This is a genomic window from Lentzea sp. NPDC060358 (assembly GCF_042725365.1).
GTDB lineage: Bacteria > Actinomycetota > Actinomycetes > Mycobacteriales > Pseudonocardiaceae > Lentzea.
In genome coordinates this window covers 1-23,835 of record NZ_JBHXCW010000036.1, presented here as the reverse complement: position 1 = coordinate 23,835, position 23,835 = coordinate 1, and the positions used below count along the sequence as shown (strand labels likewise).

Genomic DNA, 23,835 nt, shown 5'->3' with positions numbered 1-23,835 from the left:
CGGAGACGGGTGGATCACCTCGCCTGGTTTCCGAGTCGCGCCACCGGCTCGTGCGGCCGGCCGCCGTCCTGGTGAACACCGCGCGGGGTGGCGGGATCGTCGTCCACTCGCACCTCGCCGGGCAGACCGCGCGGGCCCGTGGCGCCGCGGGATGCGGGAAGCGGCCGAGCTGGTGGCCCGCCGGCCGCCGCGGCACCCCGGCGGCCGGGACGTGGTCGTCGAAGGCCCCGGTCCCGCGACCGCGAACCGAGGCGGGAGAGCTCCTCCCGCCACGACCGCACCGGCTCGTCCGCCTCCCTCAGCAGGGCACGCCCTGCCAGGACTCGGCGTGCTCGGTGAACTCCCGGGACCCGCGGGCGCGGAACACCGCCCGCGCGCGGGCGAACGCCGAGTCGGCCGCCTCCACGTCGCCGCGTGCGCGGTGCAGCAGCGCGAGGTCGTAGTCGGTGCGCGCCTGCCAGAGCGGCGTCTCCATGGCCTCCCAGACGGACATCGCGGCGCCGAGGTAGTCCTGCGCGAGGTCGAGCCGGCCCTCCGCCAGGTGCAGCTGGCCCAGCACGCGCAGGGTGACGGCCTGGCCCCAGCGGTCGTCGTGGGCGCGCGCGGTCGCGAGCGCCTCCTCCAGTCGTGGCAACGCTTCCGCGGCGCGGCCCGCCCGCATCTGGGCCTTGGCGTGCGCCCGCACGGCGTAGGAGTGCATGAGGTCGTCGCCCAGCTCGGCGAAGATCGCGGCCGCCTCGGCGCAGACGGCCATGCACTCGTCGTACGCGCCGAGCGCCCGGTGGTAGAGGCCCAGGCTGCGCAGCGACAGGGCGGCCCCGCGCCTGCTGCCCGCCTCCCGGTACGTGGCCAGCGACTCCTCCAGGTCCGTCCGCGCGGCGTCGTACTCGCCGAGCTCCAGGCGGACCGAGCCCCGGATCCGCAGCACGTGCCCGACGCCGATCTCGTCGTCGAGCGCCTGCGACAGGGCGGCCGCCTGGGTCAGGAAGTGCACGGCCTCGGCGAGGTGCCCCGGTTCCCGGCAGGCGATGCCCATGCCGGCGAGCGCGGCGGCCTGCCCGCGCACGTCGTGCAGGCTCCGGCAGCGGCTCAGCGCCTCGCCGAAGAGCTGCCGGGCCTCGGCGAACCGGTCCTGGGCGAAGCGCAGGCCGGCGAGCTTGGTCAGCACGTCCGCCTCGATGCCGGGATCGCCGACGAGCCGGGCCGAGCTCATCGCGACGCCGATGATCCGGTCGCGCAGCTCGTAGCGGCTGGTCACCTGCTCGACCGCGGTGTGGGCCGAGACGAAGTCGCAGACCTGCCGGTGCAGGCCGATGGCCGCGGCCCGTTCGACCGCCACCGCCAGCGACGGTTCCTCGCCCTGCAGCCAGGAACCGAGGTCGTCGGGCAGCGACGCGGCCAGGGCGCTGGTGCCGGGCGGTTCACGGTGCCCGGCGGACGGGCGCCAGGTGGACTCCGCCGGAGGGCTGAGCAGCACCGTGTGGCCCAGCAGGGCGATCCAGCCGTCGAGGACGCGGGCGACGGACCCGGTCAGCGCGGCGGGTTCCTCGTTCTCCGCGCGTTCGCGGGCGTAGAGCCGGACGAGGTCGTGCACCCGGTAGCGCAGGACACCGGCGGCGTCCGCACCGGACAGCGTGGCGAGCTGCGCGTCGACGAGCACCTCCAGCACCTTCTCCGCCTCCGCCTCCGAGGTCTCGAGCAGCCAGCCGACCACCCAGGTGGAGAAGTCGGGCAGGCCGAGGTGCCCCATCCTGCCCAGCGCCCGGCGGGTCCGCTGGTCGAGGGCCCGGTAGCTCAGCGCGATGCTGCTGCGCACGGCCAGGTCGCCCGCGGACAGCTCGTTGAGGCGGCGGCGTTCGTCGCCGAGCCGGTCCGCGAGGACCTGCACGGGCAGCTGCCGCCGCGAGGCCAGGCGCGCGCCCGCGATCCGCAACGCGAGCGGCAGCCGCCCGCAGGCGTCGACGATCCGGCGTGCGGCGTCCTCCTCGCCCGCCAGCCGGGCGTCGCCGGCGATCCGCGCGAGCAGCGCGTGGGCCTCCTGCGGCGTCACGAGGTCCAGCTCGGTGAAGAGGGCTCCCGCGAGGCCCGCGAGGCGGTCGCGGGAGGAGATCAGCACAGCGCACCGGGCGGCGCCGGGCAGCAGCGGCCGCACCTGTTCCTCGGACCCGGCGTCGTCGAGGACGACCAGGATCCGGCGGCCCGACACCAGGGTGCGGTAGAGCTCCTGGCGTTCCTGTGTGGACTCCGGCAGCTGGGCCGCGTCGATCCCGAGGGCGGTGAGGAACCGGCCCAGGACCTCGCCCGGTGTCGCCGGGACGTCGCTCGTGCCGCGCAGCTCAGCGTACAGCTGACCGTCCGGGAAGGACGCCGACGCGTCGTGCGCGGCGCGCACGGTCAGCGCGGACTTCCCGCAGCCGCCCGGTCCGGCGACGATCTGCACGGCGGACGCGTCGGCACCGAGTCCCGCGGCCAGCACGGCCAGCTCCCGGACCCGGCCGGTGAAGTCGGCGGGCGTCGCCGGCAGCTGCGCCGGAGCCGTCGCCGGCAGCCCCGCCGGGATCACGTCCGCCGGGACGAGGTCCAGCGTGCCGCGCAGGATCGCGGAGTGGATCGCGCCGAGCTCGGTTCCCGGTTCCACGCCGAGCTCGTCCACCAGCGCGGCACGGCCCTCGCGGTAGCAGGCGAGCGCGTCGGACTGCCGCCCGAGCCGGTAGAGCGTGACCATGAGCTGCCCGCGCAGGCGTTCGTTCGCCGGGTGCCGGGCCACCGCGCCGGTGAGCTCGGCGAGGTGGTCGAGTCGGCCGAGCCCCAGTTCCGCGGCGAAGAGCTCCTCCTGCACGGAGACGAGCAGGTCGTCGAGGCGCCGGGCCTCACCGCGCAGCAGCGTGTCCTGCAGGCCCGACAACGCCGGTCCGCGGGACAGCGCGACCGCCTCGCCGAGCAGGCGTGCGGCCGGTCCGTGGCCGTGCGCCTTGCTCTCCTGCCTCGCCTTCGCGAGCAGCAGGGCCAGGTCGTCGGCGTCGACCCTGGCGCCGTCGAGGCGCACCAGGTAGCCCTGCGAACGGGACTCGATCACGTCGCGGGCGCCGTGGTCGGCCAGGGCCTTGCGCAGCTTCGACACGTAGGTCTGCACGAGCGCGCGGGCGCTCGACGGCGGATCCTCGCCCCAGACCAGTTCGACGAGCCGGTTCGCCGGCACGACCCGGCCTCGTTCGAGCACCAGCGCCGCCAGCAGGACCTGCGGCTTGAGCCCGCCCAGCGGAACGGGTCTGCCTCCCACGACGGCCTCGACCGGCCCCAGCAACCGGAATTCCAGCAAGACGCGACCTCCCCAGTGTCACCGCCACTGAAGGTAGATCACCCGGAGGGTCCGCTGTTCAGCCGTTTGGACACACATCAGCCGGGACGGGACCGTAGAACGCCTGCGCAGAGCCGGTCACGTACGCCCAGTACCGGTCGCCGTAGGACCAGTGCCACCACGCGCGCGGGTAGTTGACCAGTCCCGCGCCGCGCAACGCCGACGCGAGGAAGTCGCGGTTGCTCCGGGCTTCCCCCGTGACCGCCGGGTCGTCCGTGCGGGACAGTGACGTCGAGGCGTCGTGGACGGCGGTGCCCAGGTCGACCTCGTCCGCGTCCACAGTGCACAGGCTCACGTCGACCGCCGCGCCGCAGGCGTGCGGCGTCCGGCCCGGCCGGTGGCCCTCGACGACGAGCAGCCGCAGCTCCACCGGCAGCAGCGTCTGCGCGGTGACCAGCCGGTCCACCACCCCGATCCGCAGCCGGGCGTGCAGTCCCTCCTCGCCGGCGAGGCGGTCGTCGACCCGCAGTGCGGCCACGGTGCGCAGGTCGACCAGCGGCTCGCCGCACTCGCGCACCGGGATCGCCTCGACGGCCGGATCCGACAGCAGGACCATGTCCAACGCCTCTTCCTCCTGGCTCAGCGGTCTCGTACGGGAGTTCGCACGACCGTGCACTCCAGCACTGGAATTTTTCTTTAACCGCCAGTGGGCGAGGAGGGCCGCGACGTCAGGACACCGGGACCGCTCCAAGCCGGCCGAGGGCCTCGAAGTCCTCATCGGACAGTGCGAGGCGCGTCGCCGCGACGTTCTCCTCGAGGTGGCGGGCGGAGGACGTGCCGGGGATGGGCAGCACCACGTCCGACCGGCGCAGCAACCACGCCAGCGCCACCTGGGCCGCGGTGGCGCCGAGCCGGCGGGCCGCCTCGGTCACCGGCGAGTCCGCGCGCACGCTGGGCGCGATCGGCAGCCACGGCAGGAACGCGATGCCGTGGCGCTCGCAGTGCTCCAGGACGTCCTCCGAGCGCCGGTCGGTCAGGTTGTAGCGGTTCTGCACGCTCACGACCGGGGTGATCCGCTGCGCCTCGGCGATCTGCCGCACGGAGACCTCGGACAGCCCGACGTGCCGCACCTTCCCCTCGTCCTGCAACCGCCGCAACGCCCCGACCTGGTCCGCCAGCGGGACCCGCGGGTCGACCCGGTGCAGCTGGAGGAGGTCGAGCCGGTCGACCCGCAGCCGGCGCAGGCTCAGCTCGGCCTGCTGGCGCAGGTACTCGGGGCGGCCGAGCGGGATCCAGTCGTCGCCGGGGTGGCACTGGCCCGCCTTGGTGGCGATCACGACGCCGCCGGGGTACGGGTGCAGCGCCTCGGCGAGCAGCTCCTCGTTGCGGCCGAGGTCGTAGGAGTCGGCGGTGTCGAGGAAGGTGACGCCGAGCTCGACCGCGCGCCGGGCCAGGGCGTGCGCGGCGGCGGGGTCGTCGGCGGGCAGCCGCATGGCGCCGAACCCGAGGCGGTGGACGCGGAGGTCGCCGCCGAGGACGAGGTGGTGCCGATCGGGGTGCACGAGAACTCCTTGCGGGGGTGGTGGCCGGTGTCCGCGCCCACCCTGCCGACCCGCATTTGCTAAGACAATCGAAACATTCTTGGGTGGATTGCGTAGCATCGCTGATGTGTTGAACCTGGAACGCCTGCGGACGCTGCACGCGGTGTCCACGACGGGCTCGGTCCGCGGCGCCGCCGAGGCGCTGCACGTGACCACGTCGGCGGTGTCGCAGCAGCTGTCCAGGCTGGAGCGCGAGGTCGGTCAGCGCCTGCTGGAGCGGCAGGGCCGCGGCATCCGGCTCACCGACGTCGGCGACCTGCTCGCCGAGCACGCGGGCAGGCTGCTGCACCAGGTCGAGCTCGTCGAGACCGACCTGGCCGACCACCGCGGCGCCGTCGCGGGCACCCTCGTGGTGGCCGCGTTCGCCACGGCCGCCCGCGGCCTGCTGCCCCCGGTGCTGCGGACGCTGCGGCAGCGGTACCCGGACCTGTCGGCCCGGCTCGTGGAGCTGGAGCCGCACGAGTCGATCGCGCAGCTGCGCCACGGCGACATCGACATCGCGGTGGTGCAGGACTGGCCGGAGGAACCGCTCGCGGTCCCCGACGGCATCTCGTCGGTGCCGGTGCTGGAGGACGTCCTCGACGTGGCGCTGCCCGCCCGCCACCCGCTCGCCGACCGGGCCGCGGTCGCCCTCGACGAGCTGCGCGGCGAGGACTGGGTGGGCTGGCCCAGCGACGAGATCTGCCACGGCTGGCTCGAGAACACCCTGCGCAGCGGCGGGGTCGAGCGCCGCGTCCTGCACACCGCGTCCGAGCACTCCACCCAGCTCGCGCTGGTGGCGGCGGGACTGGGCGCCGCGATCATCCCCCGGCTCGGCCGCGGCCCGGCACCCGACGGCGTGCGGTTCGTGCCGCTGCTGCCCGCGCCCCGCCGCCGGGTGTCCGCGTGGTGGCGCGGCAGCAGCACGAACCGGCCCGCGTGCCGGGCGGCCCTGCGCGCCCTGCAGGAGGCAGCCACCCGGCCCTGAAAGGCCCGAACGTCACCGGCACGTGATCGACAACAGCCACCCGAGCAGTCAGGCTGGGGTGGGAGCGAGGAGGAACCACACCGATGGAAACCAAGACGGAACTGCGGGACGACGCGGTGGTCCTCGAGGTCACCGGAGAGGTCGACTCCTACACGTCGCCCCTGCTGCACGAGCACCTCGACAAGGCGTTCACGCAGGCGGCGGAGCGCAAGCGCGTGGTCGTCCTGGACATGACCGGCGTCGACTTCCTCGCCTCGTCCGGGCTGTCCGTGCTGGTCGAGTACCACCTGCGCGGCGCGGACCACGGCACCCCGCTGCGGGTGGTGGCGCCGGGCGGCAGCTCGCTGCGGGCGTTGCGCGCGACCACGCTGAACGAGCTGATCCAGCTCTACGACAGCGTCGAGCAGGCGCTGACGCGGCGCTGAGCACCCGCCGGCGGCCCGCGAGGCGTTCCGCGCCCGGTGTCGTCCGGGCGCAGAGGACGCCTCCGCGGCCGGCGAAGCGGGACACCGTCGAGCACCGTGCGGGCAGTGGGCCGGGGCCGGAGTGTTCACCCCCGCGACGTCCCCACGGCACCGACCCGTTCCACCCGCGCCCTCGTCACCGCCGGGCGGTGGAGTACGACCGCCGGTAGGCGTTCGGCGTCAGGCCCACCATGTCGCGCAGGTGCTTGCGCAGCAGCACCGGATCGGCGAACCCGGCGGCACCGGCCACCTCCGCGATCGGCAGCCGGGTGGTCTCGAGGAGGTGCCGGGCGAGGTCCAGGCGCTGCCGCACCACCCACTCGTGCGGGCTCTGGCCGACCTCGGCCCGGAAGCGGCGGGTGAACGTGCGCACGCTCATGTTCGCGTGCCGGGCCAGGTCGGCGAGCGTGAGCGGGTCGGCCAGCCGCCGCACGGCCCACTCCCGCGTGGCCGACGTCGACGAGCCGGACTCGGCGGGCATCGGCTGCTCGATGAACTGCGCCTGGCCGCCGTCCCGCCACGGCGCGACCACGCACCGGCGTGCGGCGGCGTTGGCCACCGCGGCCCCGTGGTCCAGCCGCACCAGGTGCAGGCAGAGGTCGATCCCCGCGGCGACGCCCGCGGAGGTCAGGACACGGCCGTTGTCGACGAACAGGACGTTCGCGTCCACCTCGACCGCGGGGTGGCGCCGGGCCAGCTCGCCGCACATGCCCCAGTGCGTGGTGGCGCGCTGCCCGTCGAGCAGCCCGGCGGCGGCGAGGACGAAGGCCGAGGTGCACAGGCTGACGATCCGCGTCGTCTCCGGGACGGCGGCCAGGGCGGCGCGCAGCTCGTCGTCGATCGACTCGGGGACGCCGCCGCCGAAGTCCTGCGTCGCGACCACGACCGTGCCGGCGGAGGCCAGCACCGACTCGTCGTGCGGGACGGTGATCGTGAAGTCGTGGCTCGTCGCCACCGGCCGCCCGCGCAGCGAGCAGGTCACCACCTCGTAGAGCCGCTCCCCCGCGCTCCCGGTCGCGCTGCCGAAGACCTGCGCGGGGATGCCGAGGTCGAACGGCTTGACGCCGTCCAGGGCCAGCACGGCCACGAGATGCGACATGGCCCGAATATTACCTTCATTGTCCTGCGGGCCAATTCCGCCGGCCCGGGATCGTCACCAAGATCGTGACCGCACACCGCACCACCGAACAGAAGGCAGAAGTTCTCCCATGGATGAAACCCTCGTCATCGGCGGAACCGGAGCGATGGGCGGCCGCGTGGTCGCGCGCCTGCTCGAAGCCACCACCGGCACCGTCCGCGTCCTGACCCGCGACCCGTCGTCGCCCCGGGCCCGCGCCCTGGCCTCCGACAGCCGCGTCCGGCTCGTGCGGGGCGACGTCGGCGACGACGCGTCCGTCCGCGCGGCGGTGGAGTCGGCCGACCGCGTCTTCTGCAACACCGACTTCTTCTCGTCCGGCTCCGTCCCGGCCGAGCACGACCAGGGCCTGCGCCTGCTGGAGGCGGCCCGCGCCGCGCACGTCGACCGCTTCGTCTGGTCGTCGCTCGACTCCGCCGTCACCCTCACCGGCGGCCGGATCCCGGTGCCGCACTACGACAGCAAGGCCGCGGTCGCCGCGCACATCGGCCTGCGGCGCGCGGACGAGATGATGCGCCAGGAACCCGACGGCTGGTACACCCACCACGTCTCGGTGCTGACGACCGCGCCGTACTTCGAGAACTTCCTCGACCGCCTCCGCCCGCGCCGCGAAGGCGACGGGGTCGTGTTCGAGTTCCCGCTGGGGCAGGGCCGCTACCCGCTGATCGGTCTCGACGACATCGCCTGGTTCGCCGTGCACGCCCTGGAGAACTGGCAGACCTGGGGAGCGCGCGACCTCGCCGTCGCCGCGGACAGCCTGACCGGAGACCAGATCGCGGCGGCGTTCGAACGCGCCACCGGCCGACCGGCGCGGTACGAGCCGGTGCCGCTGGAGGCGCTGCGGTCGTCGATCCCGGTCTTCGGCCACGACCTCGCGGCGATGTTCGAGTTCTTCGAGGACCGCGACGTCGTCGCGCTGGACCGGGACCTCCCCGCGCTGCGCGCGCTGCACCCCGGCCTGCTGGACTTCGAGACCTGGGCGCGCCGGACGGACTGGGCCGCGGCGAACGGGTGATCTCCCCGCAAGATCCGCCACGGGCAGGACAACCCGCGCCACCACCGGTGCGTCCCGTCTGCAACGGGCGGGAAGCCCGCTGGGGAAAGGGGAAAGTCCATGCGCGGATTCGCGTTGGTGGTCGCCGCCGTGCTGGCGGCCGTGGTGGTGGCGCCGGCGACGGCCGGTGCCTCCGCCGCCTGTGCGCCGGTGAACTGGGGATCCGGGACCAAGACGCTGACTCCCGGTGCCGGGGGAAGCGTGACGGACGTGCGCTCGGGGCAGCACGAGTGCTTCGACCGCCTGGTGATCGACACCCACCAGGCCAACGGCGCCCACCACGTGACGTACACCGACGAGGTGCGCCAGGTCGGGTCGGGTGAGCCGGTCGCGCTGCGGAGCGGGGCGAAGCTGCTCGTCGTGGCGTACTCGCCGTCCTACGACGAGAACTTCACCCCGACCTACCAGCCGGCGAACCCGGCCGAGGTCGTGGACGTGACCGGCTACCGGACGTTCCGCCAGGTCGCCTGGGCCGGTTCCTGGGAGGGCACCACGGACCTCGGTCTGGGTGTCCGCGCACGCCTGCCGTTCCGCGTGTTCACGCTGACCGACCGCATCGTGGTGGACGTCGCCCACCAGTGGTGACACCACCGCGGGACCGCCGTTCCCGGCGGTCCCGCTGCGCGCTCCGCTAACGCACGGCGGGCGTGTTCGGGTACGTGGTGCCGGCCGGCTCGGCGGTGGGCCATTCCGCCGGGCAGTGCGTGCCGGGGGCCGGTGTCCGGACGGTGAGCAGGTAGGTGTCGATCGCCGCGCGGGCGCAGGTGCTCAGCAGGTAGTTGCCGTGGCCGGTGCCGTCGTAGGTGAGCAGGGTGGCGGTGGGCAGGTGGCGGGCGACGTTCTGCGCCCACTCGTAGGGCGTGGCGACGTCGTGCAGGCTGTTGGTCATCAGGATCGGCGGGGCGTGCGGCACGTGCAGCGGACGCTGCGGGTTGTTCACCGCGCCGGTCCAGCCGAGGCAGGCGAGGACGTCCTCGTAGAACGGGGTCAGCCGGGTGTGGGGTGCGACGGCTTCGGCCTGTGCCCGGTACGTGCTCAGCGCCGCGTAGCTGTCGGCCTCGCCCCATTGCCAGTCACCGCACCAGATCGGCTGCGTGGTCGTCGCCAGCTCCTCGTCGGGTCGCGCGGACCGGGCGGCCCCGGTGCCCTCCGCGGCCGACTCGAGGAACTCCGCCAGGCCGAACCACCTCTCCGGGTCGTACATCGACCACGAGGCCCGCGATCGGAGGTGTTTGGGCGTTGCCCAGCCCAGTTCGCCCGCGGTGGCCTTGGCGTAGAGGTCGTCCCAGAGGGCGAGCACGTCCCGGTCGTGCAAGACGCAGGACGGGGTGCGCCGGCACCAGGCCGCGAACTCGGTGAAGGACCGCTCGAGGGCCAGGTTCTCCGGCACCAGGCTGTCCGCGACTCCCGCGCTGTGGTCCATGTTCGAGTCGAGGACCAGCGCGCGCAGGTTCCGGCCGAACGACTCGGCGTACTGCTGGCCGATCAGCGTCCCGTAGGACCTGCCGTAGAAGCTGATCGTGTCCTCGCCGAGCAACTCGCGCAGCGCGTCCATGTCCCGCACCACACTGGTGGTGTCGACGTGGTCGGCCAGCGCACCGTTGTCCCGCTGGCAACTCCGGGCGACCCTGTCGTTGTGGGCGAGCACCCCGCCGAAGTCCTCTTCGGACATCGGATCCCACGGCCACGTCTCCCAGAGCACACCGGCGTCGCACCGGAGCTGCGCGCTGCGGGCAACGCCGCGCGGGTCGAACCCGATGATGTCGAAGCTGTCCAGCAACGCCTGGGAGAACTCGTGGTCCTCCGCGACGCGGAACGCGAAATCGACCCCGGAACCCCCCGGCCCACCGGGATTGACCATCAGCACTCCCTTGCGCTGCAGGGGTTTCGCCGCCTTCGCGCGGGCGACCGCGATCGGCACGGTCGCACCGGCCGGGTCCGCCCGGTCGATCGGCATGGGCACGGTCGCGCAGTCCAGCGCCGCGTGCCCGTCGCAGGGTTGCCAGTCGATCGACGACACCGGGCGGGCCACGCCCGGCGCCCCCTCGCCGGAGGCGCCCGCACCGCCGGTCCCGGCGAGAACAACCGCCAGCGCGCAGGACAACGCCGTTGTGCCACGTAACAGCTTCATCGAACCATCTCCCTCTGTCGTGTTGCGTTCGTTCAGTCGTGGCGCGCGACAGTCCTTCGGTAGTCCCGAATTCCCACGACGGTCAGTGCCACGACGATGGCGACGACACAGCACACCTGCGCGACCACCACCACGCCGGACGGTGCGATTCCGTTCTTCAGCACCAGGTTCTGGACCAACACCAACGCGATGCACAGGGCAGTCGCCAGCGTCCGTGCCGAGCGTGGTCCGTTGCGACGCCGGAGCAGCAGACATCCGACTCCCGCGATGGCGCACAGCCAGACGAGCGGGGACACACCGGCCACGCGGCCCAGTGCGCCCGAGAAGACGACACCGAGCGCGAGAGCGGGGGCGAGGACCAGGCTCGCGCCGATGGCCCACCACCACGGCCGCGCCGGCGGCACCGGGGCGTCGACGTGGAAGGCCACCAGCACCAGCACCAGCGGAAGCCACTGCGGAGCGAAGTACAGGACCGGCCCGGGGCCGAGATCGGACCGGTGCCCGGCCAGGAACAGGACCGCGCCCACGGCCAGGACCGCCCCGGCGGCGATCCTGGCCGGGCGGCGCCACCCGTCCACCAGCAGCACGAGCGGGACCAGCGCGGCGGCGAGCGGGACGAGCCCCTTGGCCAGACTGGACACCAACGCCGCGCGGTAGGCGTAGCCCTGGTCGGAGAACGCCACGAACACCCAGACGCCCTCGCCGACTTTGCCGGCGGACCTGAGCACGCCCCAGAGCAGCCCGAGGAGCGCGACCTGCCGCACCAGATCGCCGAGGGCGACCGCACGGGCGGGTGCCGCCCCGGCCGCCAGACGGGTGCGCATCCCCAGCGCCAGCAACGCCCACAGCTCGTTCCACAGCGCCGCGCGGGCCCGCTCGCCGTGCAGGTCGAGCAGAGTGCCGACCACCTCGTCACCGCGTTCGTCGCGGTACCAGGCCGGGAGCACCCGCACCAGCGTGCGGTACCGGGCTTCGGCGCTGATCATGCCCAGCTGCCAGTCGCACCGGGCCATCGGGCTCGCGACACCGCGCCGGCGGCATCGACGTTCGTGGCCGGCGTCAGGAAGGTCATGGATCCACGTATATCACAGAACGATATATATCGTGAGACGATATATAAAGGCGGCCGTGATCGAGACGGTCAGGAGTGCCGTGCCACGGATCGGACCAGCGACGTGACGAGCCGGTCGATCGAACCCGCGGCCGAGGGATCGGTGACGGCGAGCCGGCTCTGCTGCTCCAGCACGACGTCGGTCAGTTCGCGCCAGGTGGTCCAGGCGCAGACGTCGGGCATGCGGGCGGCCAGTTCTTCCAGCGGCACCGGGTGATCGCCCATGAGACCGTGCACCACCGGCAGATGGCTCGCGATGGCGTCCTCGATCGTCATCCGGCCTCCTCCGACGATCGCCACGGGAGGTGCGGCACCGAGGATCACCAGCAGCAGCGGCACGCGCGTGCCCGCGTCCCGCGTCAGCCCCAGGTACTCGCGCGCCAGCTGCTGCGGCTGGAAGGAACTGCGCCGGATTCTCTTGGCCTCCACCAGCGCGTAGGCCGAGGCGGCCGAGAGGGACGCGTCGGGCTGCACGATCAACCGCTCTCCGCGTGACCGCTGGTCCGGGCGGAGAACGATCTCCTCCGGCAGGAACGTCAGCGTCGCCTCCTCGACCTGCCGGGACAGCAGCCGCCGCGCCTCGTCCGCGCCGTGCGCGTGGTCCAGCACCGCCCCCAGGAACGCCCGGCGCGGCAGGAAGTCCAGAGCCGTCAGCACTTCCGCGGTCAGGACGTTCTCCAGGCCCCGGCCACCGTCGCGGTAGCGGCGGACCGACGAGCCCTCCCACGAGATCTCCTCGAGCAGCCTGCCCAGCACGGAGTCGTTGCCACCGGCGACCGGTTCCACGCGCACCTCCCTCGTCCGAGCGCGGCTGCCAGCAAAGCACCTGCCGGCCGTGCACGCCCGTCGGGCGATCACGAGCCCGGCCGTTGACAGCGCCAACACACCCACGCCACGATGAGAGCGCTCTCACACCATTGGTCCCCGATGCAGACCGAAGGTCCGACCGATTCGGTCCGTTGTGCCGCAGTCCCCGACAGGCACCGCTCTGCCGCGCGGTGAACGGTCTCGCCCACGTCGTCGACACGGAGGTCGTTTCCCCATGCGCAGACGCCTGGCCACGCTCGGCGCCGCCCTCGTCCTGCTGGCCGTCCCCGCACCACCCGCCGCAGCAGCACCCACCACAGCGGCACCGCCCGGCACCGACCAGGTCACCCTCGTCACCGGCGACCGGATCACGTTCTCCCGCAACGGGATCGGCATCGTGCCCGCCCAGGGCCGCGAGCACGCGATGTTCGGGATCTCCACGACAGGGCGGCACCGGTACGTCGTCCCGCACGACGCGGAGCCGCTCATCGCGGCCGGGCGGCTCGACAAGGCGCTGTTCGACGTCAACGCGTTGCGCGAGTTCGGGTACACCGACGCCACGCCGGTCATCGTCGAGGACTCCGGGCGGTTCTCGGCCGCCGGGCCGCACGGCGGTGTCGGGCTCGGCGCGCTCGTGGCCGGGCACGACAAGGTGTGGCTGGACGGCAAGAAGAAGCTCGGTGTGCAGCCCGGGGTCGCGCGGATCGGCGCGCCCGGCGCCTGGCAGGCCGGGGTGACCGGGGCCGGGGTCGCGGTGGCGGTGCTCGACTCCGGGGTCGACGAGACGCACCCCGACCTGGCCGGGCGGATCGCCGCCGCGGCCGGCTTCACGTCCGAGCCCGGCGTCGACGACACCGTCGGGCACGGCACGCACGTCGCGTCGATCATCGCGGGCAGCGGCGCGGGCCTCGGCGGGCGGTACACCGGTGTCGCGCCGGGGGCGAAGCTGCTCGTCGGCAAGGTCTGCGAGAGCACCTACTGCCAGGACTCGGCGATCCTCGCCGGGATGCGGTGGGCCGTCGACCAGGGCGCCGACGTGGTCAACATGAGCCTCGGCTCGCCCTTCGACTCCCCCGGCACCGACCCGATCGAGCAGGCGGTCGACGCGCTGTCGGCCGAGAGCGGCGCGCTGTTCGTGGTCTCCGCCGGGAACTCCGGGCCCGGGGAGACCACGCTCGGCAGTCCCGGGTCGGCCGACGCCGCGCTCACCGTCGGCGCCGTGGACGCCGGCGACGCGATCGCGTCGTTCTCCGGGCGCGGGCCTCGGGTCGGCGACGGCGCGATCAAGCCCGACATCACCGCGCCCGGCGTCGACATCGCGGCCGCGAAGGCCGTCCACGGCAGCATCGGCACGCCGGCCGACGACCCGGGCTACGTGCGGATGTCCGGCACGTCGATGGCGGCCCCGCACGTGGCGGGCGCCGCCGCGCTCCTCGCCCAGCTCCACCCGGACTGGACCGGTGCGCAGCTCAAGTCGGCGCTGGTGGGATCGGCCGAGCCCGCGAAGGGCCTGAGCGTCTTCGCCCAGGGCGCGAGACGCGTGGACGTGACGAGGGCGATCGCCCAGACCGTCCACGCCGAGCCCGCGAGCCTGTCGTTCGGCGTGCAGGCGTGGCCGCATGACGACGACGAGCCGATCGCCGAGCAGGTCACCTACCGCAACACCGGCGCGGAACCGGTCGTGCTCGGCCTCGCGCTGGAAGGCACGGCGGCACAGGGCGCGATCACCGTCTCCCCCGCCTCCCTGACCGTTCCGGCCGGCGGCCGGGCGACGGCCACCGTGACGGCGGACAGCCGCGGCACCACCCGGTACGGCGTGCACGAGGGCGCGCTCGTCGCGACCGGCGGCGGTGCGCGGGTGCGCACCCCGGTGGCGCTCACGGTCGAGGACGAGACCTACCGGCTCGACCTCGCGACGCTCGACGCGCAGGGCGCGCCGGACTCGTCCAGCGTCAGCGTCTACCGGCTCGACCGGGTCGCACCACCGGCGGACGTGGCGACCGACGACGAGGGCAAGGGGTTCGTCCGGCTGCCCAAGGGGGTTTACGGCATCACCGGCGTGATCTCCACGCGCACCGAGGTCAACCTCGTGGTCCACGCCGACCTCGACCTCGGCGCCGACCGCCAAGTGGTCCTCGACGCGCGCCAGGCCGGGCCCGTCGACATCTCCCTGCCGGACGACCCGGCCGCGGCGGAGCAGATCGGCACGATCGCGTTGCGCGCCAGGGGTTCGGTGCCCGGCGCCGGGCTGAACTACGAGTTCGCGTCCTTCGGCGGCTTCTCCGGTGGCGGGCGCGCGTTCCGCGTCGGCCGCACGGGCGGGACCCTCCCGGACGGCCGCGTGACGGGGTACGTGAACTCCCACTGGCGGTCGGGCACCGACGGCCTCTACACGCTCGGCTGGGACTGGGCCGACCAGGTGCCGAACGGCATCCGCCGCGCGGTCCGGACGTCCGACCTCGAACTGCGCGAGACCGCGCTGCCCCCGCGGCCCGAGGGCGGTCACACCTACGTCGAACCGTGGTCGGCCGGCACGCGGTCCGACCACGCCTCCACCTTCGGCCCGGCGATCGACATCAGCGGCGTCACGACGCTGCGGCTGCGCGCGACACCGGGCTCCAGCGGCACGCGGTGGAGCTACACCTACCTCGACCACGACCAGTCGTGGCGGCGGATCCACACGGCGTGGACGCCGTTCACCGCGTTCCGGGCCGGGCGCACCACCAGGACGAGCGTGATGACACCGGTGCTCGGACCGACGGCGGTGTCCGTCGGCGACGGGTTCGACCTGCGGCGCGCCGGCGACGTGCTGGTGCCCGGCTACCCGGTGCTCCACGGCGACGCGGCGGGCAACCGCGGCGCGGTCCCGATGTCCGAGCCGGAGACGATGACGCTCACGAACCTCGGCACCGGCCGGCCGATCCCCGCGGACCCCACCGGCACCTACCCGCTGCCCGCCGACCGCACCCGGCTGCGGCTCGACGTGCGCGGGACCCGTTCCACCACGAACGACGCGACCGCCACGAGTACGCGGGTGAGCGCGGTGTGGGAGTTCACCTCAGCGCACATCGAAGGCACCGCCGCCCTCCCGCTCTCGGCGGTCCGCTTCGCGCCGGAGCTCGACGCCGCGGCCTCCGCTCCCGGCGGACGGCTCTTCACGGTCCCGCTGCGGGTGCAGCAGTACGCGGACGGCGGCGCCGGCCGGGTCCGGCGGATCACCGTGGACGTCTCCTACGACGATGGCGCGACCTGGCACGCGGCGCCGGTGCTCGGAGATCGCGCACTGCTGCGGCACCCTGCGGGACCCGGACACGTGTCCCTGCGCGCGTCGGCGACCGACAGCAGGGGCAACTCGTCGCAGGTCACGGTGATCAGGGCGTACGCGCTGCGGGCACGGTGAGACGAGGGCCGGCGGGCCGGACGCGGCCCGCCAGCCAGTCGTCCACCAGACGGAAGTGCAGGACCGCCGCCTCGCTCGCGGCGGACGCGTCGCCGGGGGTCAGCACGGTCTCGGCCAGCGCGCCGAACCGGCGGAACCGCGCGCGTGCGTCGCCGTCCGCGGCGAAGAACGAGACCGGAGCCGCCCCGAGCGCGTCGGCCACCCAGCGGGTGATCAGCTGACCGCCGAGCTTCGCGCCCTCGACGACGTACAGGGACCCGACGAGCGCGGGCACCGTCGCGACCACCGGCGGTGCCGCCCTGGGCAGCTCCGCGATCCGCGCGGCGCTCCACCCGAGGCCGCGCAGGTCCGCGGCGAGCCGGCCGGCTCCGGGCGACAGCTCCCACGGCAGCCCGTGGGCCGCGATCGACGCCTCCAGGGCCTCCTCCAGCGGTTCGTGCACTCCCAGGAACGCCGCGAGGACCTCCTCGTAGCGGGAGGCCGTGATCGATCCCGGCCGGAAGCCGACGGCGCCGTCGAGGGCGAGGTGAGCGGCGCGGGTGTCGGTGCGCAGACGCGCCAGGAGGCTCACCTGCGCATCCTAGTCGGCCCGGACGTTCGGCCAACGGCGAACCGAACCGGCCGCCGGCGCGAACTCCTGGCAGGAGACCCCTGGCGGAGGAGTCCTGGACGACGATGACGATCGAGCTGGGAGACGACCACGGCGAACTGCACCGGGCCCGCGCCCTGGTGCGGGAACGGCTCGCCGGCCTGCCCGCTGGCCTGGCGGAGGATGTCGTCCTCGTCGCGGACGAGCTGACCTCGAACGCGCTGCGGCACGGCCGGGCCCCGAGGAGGGTGCGCCTCGTGCGCGGCGACGGCTTCGTGCGGTTCGAGGCCGAGGACGGCTCGGTGATCCCGGCGCGGCGGACCGAGGGCACGACCACGGGTGGCCGCGGGATGACGCTGGTCCACGTGCTGTCGACCCGGTGGGGGCAGCGGGTCACCGAGCACGGCAAGGTCGTGTGGGCGGAGTTCGACCTGGCCTGACCGGTCAGCGCCCGGCGTCCTCCGGCGGCGTGCCGGGGCGGGTGAAGCCGTTGGTGTGCCAGTAGGCGACCGCGCCCTGCAGGACCGTCCGGAACAGCGCGAAGTTCACCGGCTTGTAGACGTAGCTGTCCGCGCCGGCCTCGTAGCACCGGTCGATGTCGGCCGAGGTCGTCGACGAGGTGAACACGACGACGAGCGCGTCCCTGAGCCGCGGGTCCGGGTCGGCGCGCAGGTCGGAGAGCACGCGGTAGCCGTCCGCGCCCGGCATGTTCAGGTCGAGCAGCACCAGCACGGGGTGCGGCAGGGCGGTGTCGCGCAACCGGTCCGCGACCAGGTGGCCGTCGGGCAGGAACTCGAGCGCGAGCTCCGGGTGCGAGCGCGACAGGGCGCGCTGGATCGCCTCCCGGTCCTCCTCGCTGTCCTCGACGACCAGCACGACCTGCTCGCCGGCGGCCGTCACAGGACCTCCCACCACGTCTGCTCGTCTCCCCTGAACTCGATTCTCGCCCACGTGGCGTCCCCGTCCACCGTGACGGTGACCTCGCCCGGTCCCGGCGAGACGGTCAGCCGGTCCGGCAGGCCCGGCCTGCCCAGCGACGCGGCGGCGGCGAGCGCGGCCCGCGGCGCCTGCTCCGCCGGCAGCACGGCGTCGAGCGCGCGGTGACCGCGGTAGCGGATCAGCAGCACCGCCGCGTCGTCGTCCACGGCGTAGCGCCCGTCGCCCGCGACCAGGGCCGCGGCCATCTCCGGCAGCGGCAGGGCGTGCAGCGCGGACAGCGTCGGCTCCAGGTCCTCGTCGCCGAAGAACGCCCCGGAGGAGTTCCGCGCCTCGACGAGCCCGTCGGTGAACAGCACCACGCAGTCGCCGGCCTCGAGCACGTCGTCGGACTGGCTGAGCGACACCTCGTCCAGCACGCCGACCAGCTGGCCGCGGCAGGCCGTCTCCTCGACCCGGCCGTCCCGCCGGATGATCACCGGCGGCGGGTGGCCCGCCGTGAGCGACCGCATCGGCAGGCCTCCGGGCCCCGGTGTGCCGAAGGTGACCATGGCCAGGGTGAGGAACTTGCCGACCTGGTTGCGCAGCATCTTGGCGTTGAGCAGGCGCACCGCGTCCTCGGGCCGCCCGCCCTCCTCCAGCATCGTCTCCACGGTGTGCCGGGCGAGGCCGGTGAGCGCGGCGGCCGCGGCGCCACGGCCGCAGACGTCGCCGATGAGCGCGGTGAACCCGTCACCCGGCTGCCGCACGACGCCGTAGAAGTCGCCGCCGACGTCGAGCAGGTGGCCCGCCACGTTGTAGCCGGTCGCCACCTCGACGCCGTCGAGCTCCGGCAGCACCGACGGCAGGAGGTGCTGCTGGAGCTCCTCGACCTCGGCGCGCCGCTCGCCGTAGAGGGTCGCGTTGTCGATGGCGAGCGCGGCACGGGCGGCGATGTCGCGGACGAACTCCCTGGTGGGCACCCGGCGGGCCCCGGCCCGGTGGAAGAACGTGAGCACGCCCAGCACCCGGCCCCGCGCCCGCAGGACCGCGCTCGTCATCAGCTCCAGGCCGACGTCCCGCGGCAACCCCGACGGCGACGGGTCGATCTCGTTGTCGTCGCCCACCTGCACGCCCGCCCAGCGGCCATCGCGCAGATGGGCGTTGAGCAGGCGCTCGCGCTGCACGTCGACGTGGGCGGCGGCGATCTGGACCAGCGCGTGGTCGCGCTGGACGTGCACGGCGGCGCCGTCGGCGAGTCCCGGCACGGCCATCCGCACGACGGCCCGCAGCGTCTCCTCCACGTCGAGCGACCGGGCGAGCCGCAGCGACATCTCGGCGAGCACCGCGTCGGCCGCGAGCCGGTTGTCGAGCAGCGCCTGGTCGGCGATCCGGTCGTCGGCCGCGATCACCACGTCGGCGATCTGCTCCAGCGCCCGCGCGACCTGCTCGTCCTCGGGAGGCCGCGCCAGGCCGACGAGCAGCATCCCGTTGTCGCCCGCCGCCGCGCGGAACGCCGCGGCGACGACCGCGCGGCCACCAGCCTCGCGAACGCGGACCGCGAGCGCGGGGGCGAACCCGGCCAGCTCGTCCACACCGAGGTCCGTGATCCGCGTCTGCCCGGCCTCGCGCGAGGGCAGCTCCGCGGCGTGCGCGATCCACGGCGCGACGTCCCCGGCGAGTCCGGCGGTCCCGGTGGTCACGCCGTGCTCGTGGTCGGCCCAGCGCACGACCAGCACGCCGCCGTCGGGGCCGGTCCGGGCGCCGAGCACGCTGCGGACGCCGGGCAGCTCCAGCAGGCCCAGGTAGAGTTCCTTCGCGAAGACCTTGGTGCTGCCCGCCGCGAACGCCGTGCCCCACAACGCGTGCAACAGGTCCGGCCAGGCCGGGCCACCCTCTTCGGTCATCTGGCCGGCACCTCCGTTCCCGTGTTCACGCCGTCCTGCGACAGTCTCCGCGACGAACCGCACGCCCACCGGAAGAAGCAGGCACGAGTATGCACGACGATCAGGAACTTCCCGGTACCGACGAGGCCGGTCTGGACCCCGAATGGGTGCGCGCCGCACAGGCGGAGGCCGCCGCCGGCACGACGTCGTTCGACCTGACCGTGTGCCTGACCGAGCCGATCCACCTGCTGGGCGGCATCCAGTCCTCCGGCGCCCTGCTGGCGGTCGACGACGCGGGCGTGGTCGAGGTCGCGAGCGAGAACACCGCGGCGGTGCTCGGCAGCTCCCCGGAGGCCCTGATCGGCACGCCGGTGGAGGCCGTGATCGGTGCCGGGGGCGTCGCCGCCGTGCGCGCGACGCTGGAGGCCCCGACCGGCGACCGCGGGCTGTGCGGGGTCGTGCTGCCCGCCTCCGGGGAGAACTTCGACGTCACCGTGTACCGCGCGGACGGCCGGACCGTGCTCGAGTTCGAGCCCCGTTCGGAGGACGAGGGGTTCCGCTTCTCCCAGTTCTACCCGCGGCTGCGCACCTCGCTCACGAAGCTGCAGCACGAGCGGACCGTCGTCGACGTGTGCGCGTCGGCGGTGGCCGAGATCCGGGCGCTGACCGGCTACGACCGGGTCGTGGCCTACCGGTTCGAGGGTCAGGCGGGACCCGGCGAGGTGATCGCGGAGTCGGTGGCCGACGGGCTGGACCCGTGGCTCGGGCTGTGGTTCCCCGCGACCGACATCCCGCCCCAGGCGCGCCGGCTCTACGAGCGCAACTGGATCCGCGTGATCAACGACGTGGACGACGCCACGGCGACGCTGCTGCCCCGGGTGCTGCCGGGCACGGCCGCGCCGCTCGACCTGTCCGACTCGGCGCTGCGCACGGTCTCGTCGTTCCACCTGGAGTACCTGCGCAACATCGGCGTGTCGTCCTCGATGTCGGTGTCGCTGCTGCACTCCGGATCGTTGTGGGGGCTCATCGCGTGCCACGGCATCGCGCCCCGCCGCCTCGACCCGGAGGTGCGCTCGGCCTGCGAGTTCTTCGGCGTCACGCTGTCGCTGCAGCTCGCGGCCCTGGAGGAGGCGCAGACCTCCGAGGCGCGCCACCACACCCGCACGGCGCTGTCGCGGCTGGTCACCGACCTCAGCACCGACATCACCCAGTCCGTCTCGACGAGCGTCGACCTGCTGCACGAGCTGATCGACGCGCGGGCCGTGGTGCTGCGGCTCGACGGCCGGACGACGGTCGTGAGCGGCGGCGACCAGGAGGCGTTGCGGGCGGGCCTGGCCGCGCTGTGGACCGTGGTGCCCGCCCTGAACGCAGGCGAGGTGTGGAGCGCGGACAACCTGACCGCGCACGACCCCGCCATGGCCCCGCACGCCGAAGGCCTGAGCGGGGCGCTGGTGCTCGCCCTGTCCGGCACGGGCGACCTGATCGCGTGGGTGCGCCCGGAACGCCGCGCCAGCAGGACGTGGGCGACGGACCCGAACACCCCGGTGCAGCTCGGCGAACGCGGCCAACGCCTCACCCCGCGCGGCTCGTCGGCGGTCTACAAGGCCGTGACCAGGGGTCACTGCGTGCCCTGGACGGCGTCGGACGAGGCCGTGGCCAGCGAGTTCGGCCGTGCGATCACCACGATGGTGCTGCGCCACAACGCACGCCTGACGACGTTGAACGACGAGCTCAACCGGGCGAACCGCGACCTCGACACCTACGCGCACGTGGCGGCGCACGAGCTCAAGGAACCTCTGCGCGGCATCTTCAACTCCACGGCGTTCATCCGCGAGGACGCCGAGGACCTCGACGAGACGACGGTCCGCAGGCTCGACACCGTGCAACGCCTGGCCCAGCGGATGGACGAGCTGATCAACTCGCTGCTGCACTTCGCCCAGCTCGGCCAGGGCTCCCTGCGCCGCGAGGAGATCGACCTGCGCGACGCCGTCGTGGCCGCGCTGGAGATCGCGGGCCCGCGCCTCGCGGAACGGAAGGTCGAGGTCGCCCTGCCCGAACCGGGACGACAGGTGCGGGCCGATCCCGACCGGCTGGCGGAGGTCCTGGTCAACCTGCTGGTCAACGCCGCGAAGTACGCCCGCCCGGAGCTCCCGCGCACGGTGGCCGTCACCCTCGACGGGGACGCGGTGGTCGTGCGCGACAACGGCATCGGCGTCCCGCCCGAGCACCGCACCGAGGTCCTGCGGCTGTTCCGCAGGCTGCACAAGCGCGACGAACACGGCGGCGGCCACGGCGCGGGGCTCGCGATCGTGCACCGCATCGTCGAGCGGCACGGCGGCGAGGTGCGGCTGGAGGCCACGCCGGGGGGCGGCACGACGGTCAGGTTCACCCTGCCGAGGACGGGCGAGCCGCAGGTCTGAGGCAGCCCGGGGCGGCGCAGGCCGGAAGGGGCGGAGCAGGCCGGAAGGGGCGGAGCAGGCCGGACGGGCAGTGCAGGCCGAGGCGCGATGCAGGCCGAAGAGCGGCGCAGGCCGGAGGGGCAGTGCAGACCGGCGCGGCACAGGCCGCAAGGACGGCACAGGCCGAGGGGCAGCGCGGGCCGGCGCGGCACAGGCCGCAAGGACGGCACAGGCCGAGGGGCAGCGCGGGCCGGAAGGCGGCACAAGCCGAGAGCGGCACAGGCCGTAAGGGCAGCACAAGTCGAGAGGCAGCACAGGCCGGAGAGCGGCACAAGCCGGAAGGGCAGCCACAAGCCGAGAGGCGGCGCAGGCCGCAAGCGCAGCACACGCCGACAAGGCGGCGCAGGCCGCAAGCGCGGCGCAGGCCGACGCACCGGGCCGCCGCGGCACCACAGCCCAGCCCCCGCGCCACACGAACGCGAGCCGACGGCCCCGACTCGTCTACTTTCGGCGCCCGCGCCAGGCCAGCACGATCAACCCCGCGAACACCCCGGTGCCCAGCAGGGCGCCGAGCACGACCAGCGCGACCGACGACCACGTCACGCCCGCGACCACCGCGAGCAGGGCGCCCAGGTACACCGCGATCACGCCGAGCACCAGCAGGGTCTTGCGCGACAGGAAGACCAGCACCGAGGGTTTGGTCAGCTTCGCGGCGAACTTCGGGTCGTCGTCGAACAGCCGCTGCTCGATCTCGTCGAGCTCGCGCTTCTCGTGGTCTGCCAGCGCCATCGAGTGCCTCCCGCTCTGCCGTGCTCCGTCCTGTGCCGCACCGGTCCGGCGCCCCCGCGGGGGCGCCGGTGCCGGAACGTCAGGTCATTCCTCGCCGAAGGCGAAGTCGTCGCCGCCCTCGTCCTCGAAGACCTCCTCCACGACCTCGCCCAGGACCATGCCGCCGACGACACCGGCCGCACCGGCGGCGACCATGCCGCCGACGCCGGGACCGCTGCGGTGACCATGGTGACCGTGGTGGCCGTGCTGGTCATATCCGTGGTGGCCCCCATATCCGGGCTGGTGGCCGTACCCGGGCTGGCCGCCGAACGCCGGGTTGTACCCACCGTGACCGCCCCCGAACGCGGCGTTGCCGTGGCCGCGCTGGGCGACCTGGGCGAGCCAGCCGTTGATGGCCGCCGCCCAGTCGGTGCCCTGCGCCTCCTGGTGGGACGCGCTGAAGTGGCCGAACGCGTCGCCACCGGAGGAGAACATCCCGCCGCGCTTGTCGGCCTCGAGGACCACGTACAGGTCGCGCGGGGTGGCGACGAACGTCAGCTCGACCTGGCTCACCGAGCCGGCGAACTGGGCGGGCGGGTAGAACTCGATCTCCTGGTAGAAGCCGAGCTCCTGCGGCACGCCGTGCAGGCGGCCGGCCTCGACGTCCGCGCTGCGGAACGAGAAGCCGAGCTGGCCGAAGGCGTTCAGCACCGCGTCCTGCGAGGGCAGCGGGTGGATCACGACCGGGTCCAGGTCGCCCTTGTCGGGGGCGCCCGCGATCACGAGCTCCGTGCGCACGCCGACCGTCATGCCGGGCAGCTGGCCGCCGCCGACCGCGGTGATCGGGGTCTCCCACGGGATCGGCAGCTGGAACGGGATCGCGACGAGCTGGCCCGCCGGGACGCGCACGCCCTGCTGCACGATCGACCGGAAGAACTCCGAGACGCCACCGTACTCGTGGTCGCCGTGCTCGACCTCGACCCTGGTCACGAGCGACAGCACGACCTGGCCGATCTCAGCGTCCGCGCTGCCGCCCTGGATGCGCACCTGGCCGGTGACGTACTGGCCGGGCGCGGCGTGGGGCGAGTCGAGCACGGTGTCGACGGACGGTCCGCCGACTCCGAACGCGCCGAGCATCCGCTTGAACAAGTCTCCTCCTGCGGGGACTGGGGTGAGTTAGCTGCGCACCGCGGCACGCGGTGCGTCGGTCTCGTCGTCGAAGTCGCCGATCAGCTCTTCGAGCAGGTCTTCCAGTGCCGCGATGCCGACCACGTGATCCGCGTCGGACACGAGCGCGAGCTGTGCCCGGT

At 73.9% G+C, this 23,835-nt stretch carries 19 protein-coding genes; 7 read left to right on the top strand and 12 right to left on the bottom strand.

The genetic code is table 11. The features are described 5' to 3' along the window. Window positions 1-298: 298 nt before the first annotated feature. The 3 genes from ACFWGZ_RS10830 to ACFWGZ_RS10820 all read right to left on the bottom strand — a co-directional run bounded on the left by ACFWGZ_RS10830 (window position 299) and on the right by ACFWGZ_RS10820 (window position 4,860). Entirely contained in the window at window positions 299-3,319 is a 3,021-nt protein-coding gene (locus ACFWGZ_RS10830; RefSeq protein WP_382451278.1) for a BTAD domain-containing putative transcriptional regulator, read from the bottom strand. 58 nt (window positions 3,320-3,377) lie between these two features. Further along, on the bottom strand, window positions 3,378-3,914 hold the full coding sequence (locus ACFWGZ_RS10825) for a M15 family metallopeptidase (protein WP_382451277.1): 537 nt from the start codon (window positions 3,912-3,914) through the stop codon (window positions 3,378-3,380). 112 nt (window positions 3,915-4,026) lie between these two features. Then, window positions 4,027-4,860, bottom strand: coding sequence for an aldo/keto reductase (locus ACFWGZ_RS10820; protein WP_382451276.1), 834 nt, complete (start codon window positions 4,858-4,860; stop codon window positions 4,027-4,029). A 106-nt stretch (window positions 4,861-4,966) separates the two neighbouring features. Between ACFWGZ_RS10820 and ACFWGZ_RS10815 the strand changes: the two genes are divergently transcribed. Next, window positions 4,967-5,866, top strand: a complete 900-nt coding sequence (locus ACFWGZ_RS10815) for a LysR family transcriptional regulator (protein WP_382451275.1) — start codon at window positions 4,967-4,969, stop codon at window positions 5,864-5,866. Window positions 5,867-5,949: 83 nt separating this feature from the next. Further along, entirely contained in the window at window positions 5,950-6,291 is a 342-nt protein-coding gene (locus ACFWGZ_RS10810) for an STAS domain-containing protein (RefSeq protein WP_382451274.1), read from the top strand. 175 nt (window positions 6,292-6,466) lie between these two features. Here ACFWGZ_RS10810 and ACFWGZ_RS10805 read toward each other — a convergent pair whose 3' ends face one another. Next, window positions 6,467-7,429: a GlxA family transcriptional regulator gene (locus tag ACFWGZ_RS10805; protein ID WP_382451273.1), complete on the bottom strand. Its 963-nt coding sequence runs from the start codon at window positions 7,427-7,429 to the stop codon at window positions 6,467-6,469. Between the two features lie 109 nt (window positions 7,430-7,538). Here ACFWGZ_RS10805 and ACFWGZ_RS10800 point away from each other — a divergent pair, with 109 nt between their 5' ends. After that, window positions 7,539-8,480 (top strand): NmrA/HSCARG family protein, encoded by a 942-nt coding sequence (locus tag ACFWGZ_RS10800; protein ID WP_382451272.1) that lies wholly within the window; start codon window positions 7,539-7,541, stop codon window positions 8,478-8,480. 99 nt (window positions 8,481-8,579) lie between these two features. Continuing rightward, entirely contained in the window at window positions 8,580-9,104 is a 525-nt protein-coding gene (locus ACFWGZ_RS10795) for a hypothetical protein (protein ID WP_382451271.1), read from the top strand. A gap of 46 nt (window positions 9,105-9,150) precedes the next feature. On the opposite strand, the gene ACFWGZ_RS10790 is transcribed toward ACFWGZ_RS10795, so the two are convergent. From ACFWGZ_RS10790 to ACFWGZ_RS10780, 3 genes are all read right to left on the bottom strand, one after another. Next, complete coding sequence (locus ACFWGZ_RS10790) at window positions 9,151-10,650, bottom strand: alpha/beta hydrolase (protein ID WP_382451270.1); 1,500 nt, start codon at window positions 10,648-10,650, stop codon at window positions 9,151-9,153. A 32-nt stretch (window positions 10,651-10,682) separates the two neighbouring features. Further along, window positions 10,683-11,636 carry a hypothetical protein gene (locus ACFWGZ_RS10785; RefSeq protein WP_382451269.1) on the bottom strand — a complete coding sequence of 318 codons (954 nt, stop codon included), beginning with the start codon at window positions 11,634-11,636 and terminating at the stop codon, window positions 10,683-10,685. Between the two features lie 155 nt (window positions 11,637-11,791). Further along, the gene (locus ACFWGZ_RS10780; protein ID WP_382451268.1) at window positions 11,792-12,547 is read right to left on the bottom strand and encodes a hypothetical protein; all 756 of its coding nucleotides are present in this window, start codon (window positions 12,545-12,547) and stop codon (window positions 11,792-11,794) included. 256 nt (window positions 12,548-12,803) lie between these two features. Between ACFWGZ_RS10780 and ACFWGZ_RS10775 the strand changes: the two genes are divergently transcribed. Then, on the top strand, window positions 12,804-15,968 hold the full coding sequence (locus ACFWGZ_RS10775) for a S8 family serine peptidase (RefSeq protein ID WP_382451267.1): 3,165 nt from the start codon (window positions 12,804-12,806) through the stop codon (window positions 15,966-15,968). On the opposite strand, the gene ACFWGZ_RS10770 is transcribed toward ACFWGZ_RS10775, so the two are convergent. Next, complete coding sequence (locus ACFWGZ_RS10770; RefSeq protein ID WP_382451266.1) at window positions 15,940-16,539, bottom strand: biliverdin-producing heme oxygenase; 600 nt, start codon at window positions 16,537-16,539, stop codon at window positions 15,940-15,942. The genes ACFWGZ_RS10775 and ACFWGZ_RS10770 overlap by 29 nt on opposite strands. Window positions 16,540-16,643: 104 nt before the next feature. Between ACFWGZ_RS10770 and ACFWGZ_RS10765 the strand changes: the two genes are divergently transcribed. Further along, the gene (locus ACFWGZ_RS10765) at window positions 16,644-16,997 is read left to right on the top strand and encodes an ATP-binding protein (protein ID WP_382451265.1); all 354 of its coding nucleotides are present in this window, start codon (window positions 16,644-16,646) and stop codon (window positions 16,995-16,997) included. 4 nt (window positions 16,998-17,001) lie between these two features. On the opposite strand, the gene ACFWGZ_RS10760 is transcribed toward ACFWGZ_RS10765, so the two are convergent. Next, complete coding sequence (locus ACFWGZ_RS10760; RefSeq protein ID WP_382451264.1) at window positions 17,002-17,457, bottom strand: response regulator; 456 nt, start codon at window positions 17,455-17,457, stop codon at window positions 17,002-17,004. After that, the gene (locus tag ACFWGZ_RS10755) at window positions 17,454-19,379 is read right to left on the bottom strand and encodes a PP2C family protein-serine/threonine phosphatase (RefSeq protein ID WP_382451263.1); all 1,926 of its coding nucleotides are present in this window, start codon (window positions 19,377-19,379) and stop codon (window positions 17,454-17,456) included. The genes ACFWGZ_RS10760 and ACFWGZ_RS10755 overlap by 4 nt, the downstream gene beginning before the upstream one ends. Window positions 19,380-19,468: 89 nt before the next feature. On the opposite strand from ACFWGZ_RS10755, the gene ACFWGZ_RS10750 reads away from it, so the two are divergent. Next, window positions 19,469-21,778: an ATP-binding protein gene (locus ACFWGZ_RS10750; RefSeq protein WP_382451262.1), complete on the top strand. Its 2,310-nt coding sequence runs from the start codon at window positions 19,469-19,471 to the stop codon at window positions 21,776-21,778. A gap of 480 nt (window positions 21,779-22,258) precedes the next feature. Here ACFWGZ_RS10750 and ACFWGZ_RS10745 read toward each other — a convergent pair whose 3' ends face one another. Further along, window positions 22,259-22,546 (bottom strand): DUF3040 domain-containing protein, encoded by a 288-nt coding sequence (locus ACFWGZ_RS10745; protein WP_382451261.1) that lies wholly within the window; start codon window positions 22,544-22,546, stop codon window positions 22,259-22,261. Window positions 22,547-22,630: 84 nt separating this feature from the next. Then, window positions 22,631-23,674 (bottom strand): sporulation protein, encoded by a 1,044-nt coding sequence (locus tag ACFWGZ_RS10740; protein WP_382451260.1) that lies wholly within the window; start codon window positions 23,672-23,674, stop codon window positions 22,631-22,633. Between the last annotated feature and the right edge of the window lie 161 nt (window positions 23,675-23,835).

Bases quoted from the DNA above. Each gene is read 5' to 3' on its own strand.
- ACFWGZ_RS10745 (WP_382451261.1), bottom strand. From the start codon at position 22,546: ATGGCGCTGGCAGACCACGAGAAGCGCGAGCTCGACGAGATCGAGCAG.
- ACFWGZ_RS10800 (WP_382451272.1), top strand. From the start codon at position 7,539: ATGGATGAAACCCTCGTCATCGGCGGAACCGGAGCGATGGGCGGCCGC.
- ACFWGZ_RS10790 (WP_382451270.1), bottom strand. From the start codon at position 10,650: ATGAAGCTGTTACGTGGCACAACGGCGTTGTCCTGCGCGCTGGCGGTT.
- ACFWGZ_RS10785 (WP_382451269.1), bottom strand. From the start codon at position 11,636: ATGATCAGCGCCGAAGCCCGGTACCGCACGCTGGTGCGGGTGCTCCCG.
- ACFWGZ_RS10755 (WP_382451263.1), bottom strand. From the start codon at position 19,379: ATGACCGAAGAGGGTGGCCCGGCCTGGCCGGACCTGTTGCACGCGTTG.
- ACFWGZ_RS10795 (WP_382451271.1), top strand. From the start codon at position 8,580: ATGCGCGGATTCGCGTTGGTGGTCGCCGCCGTGCTGGCGGCCGTGGTG.
- ACFWGZ_RS10765 (WP_382451265.1), top strand. From the start codon at position 16,644: ATGACGATCGAGCTGGGAGACGACCACGGCGAACTGCACCGGGCCCGC.
- ACFWGZ_RS10775 (WP_382451267.1), top strand. From the start codon at position 12,804: ATGCGCAGACGCCTGGCCACGCTCGGCGCCGCCCTCGTCCTGCTGGCC.
- ACFWGZ_RS10805 (WP_382451273.1), bottom strand. From the start codon at position 7,429: ATGTCGCATCTCGTGGCCGTGCTGGCCCTGGACGGCGTCAAGCCGTTC.
- ACFWGZ_RS10810 (WP_382451274.1), top strand. From the start codon at position 5,950: ATGGAAACCAAGACGGAACTGCGGGACGACGCGGTGGTCCTCGAGGTC.
- ACFWGZ_RS10750 (WP_382451262.1), top strand. From the start codon at position 19,469: ATGCACGACGATCAGGAACTTCCCGGTACCGACGAGGCCGGTCTGGAC.
- ACFWGZ_RS10825 (WP_382451277.1), bottom strand. From the start codon at position 3,914: ATGGTCCTGCTGTCGGATCCGGCCGTCGAGGCGATCCCGGTGCGCGAG.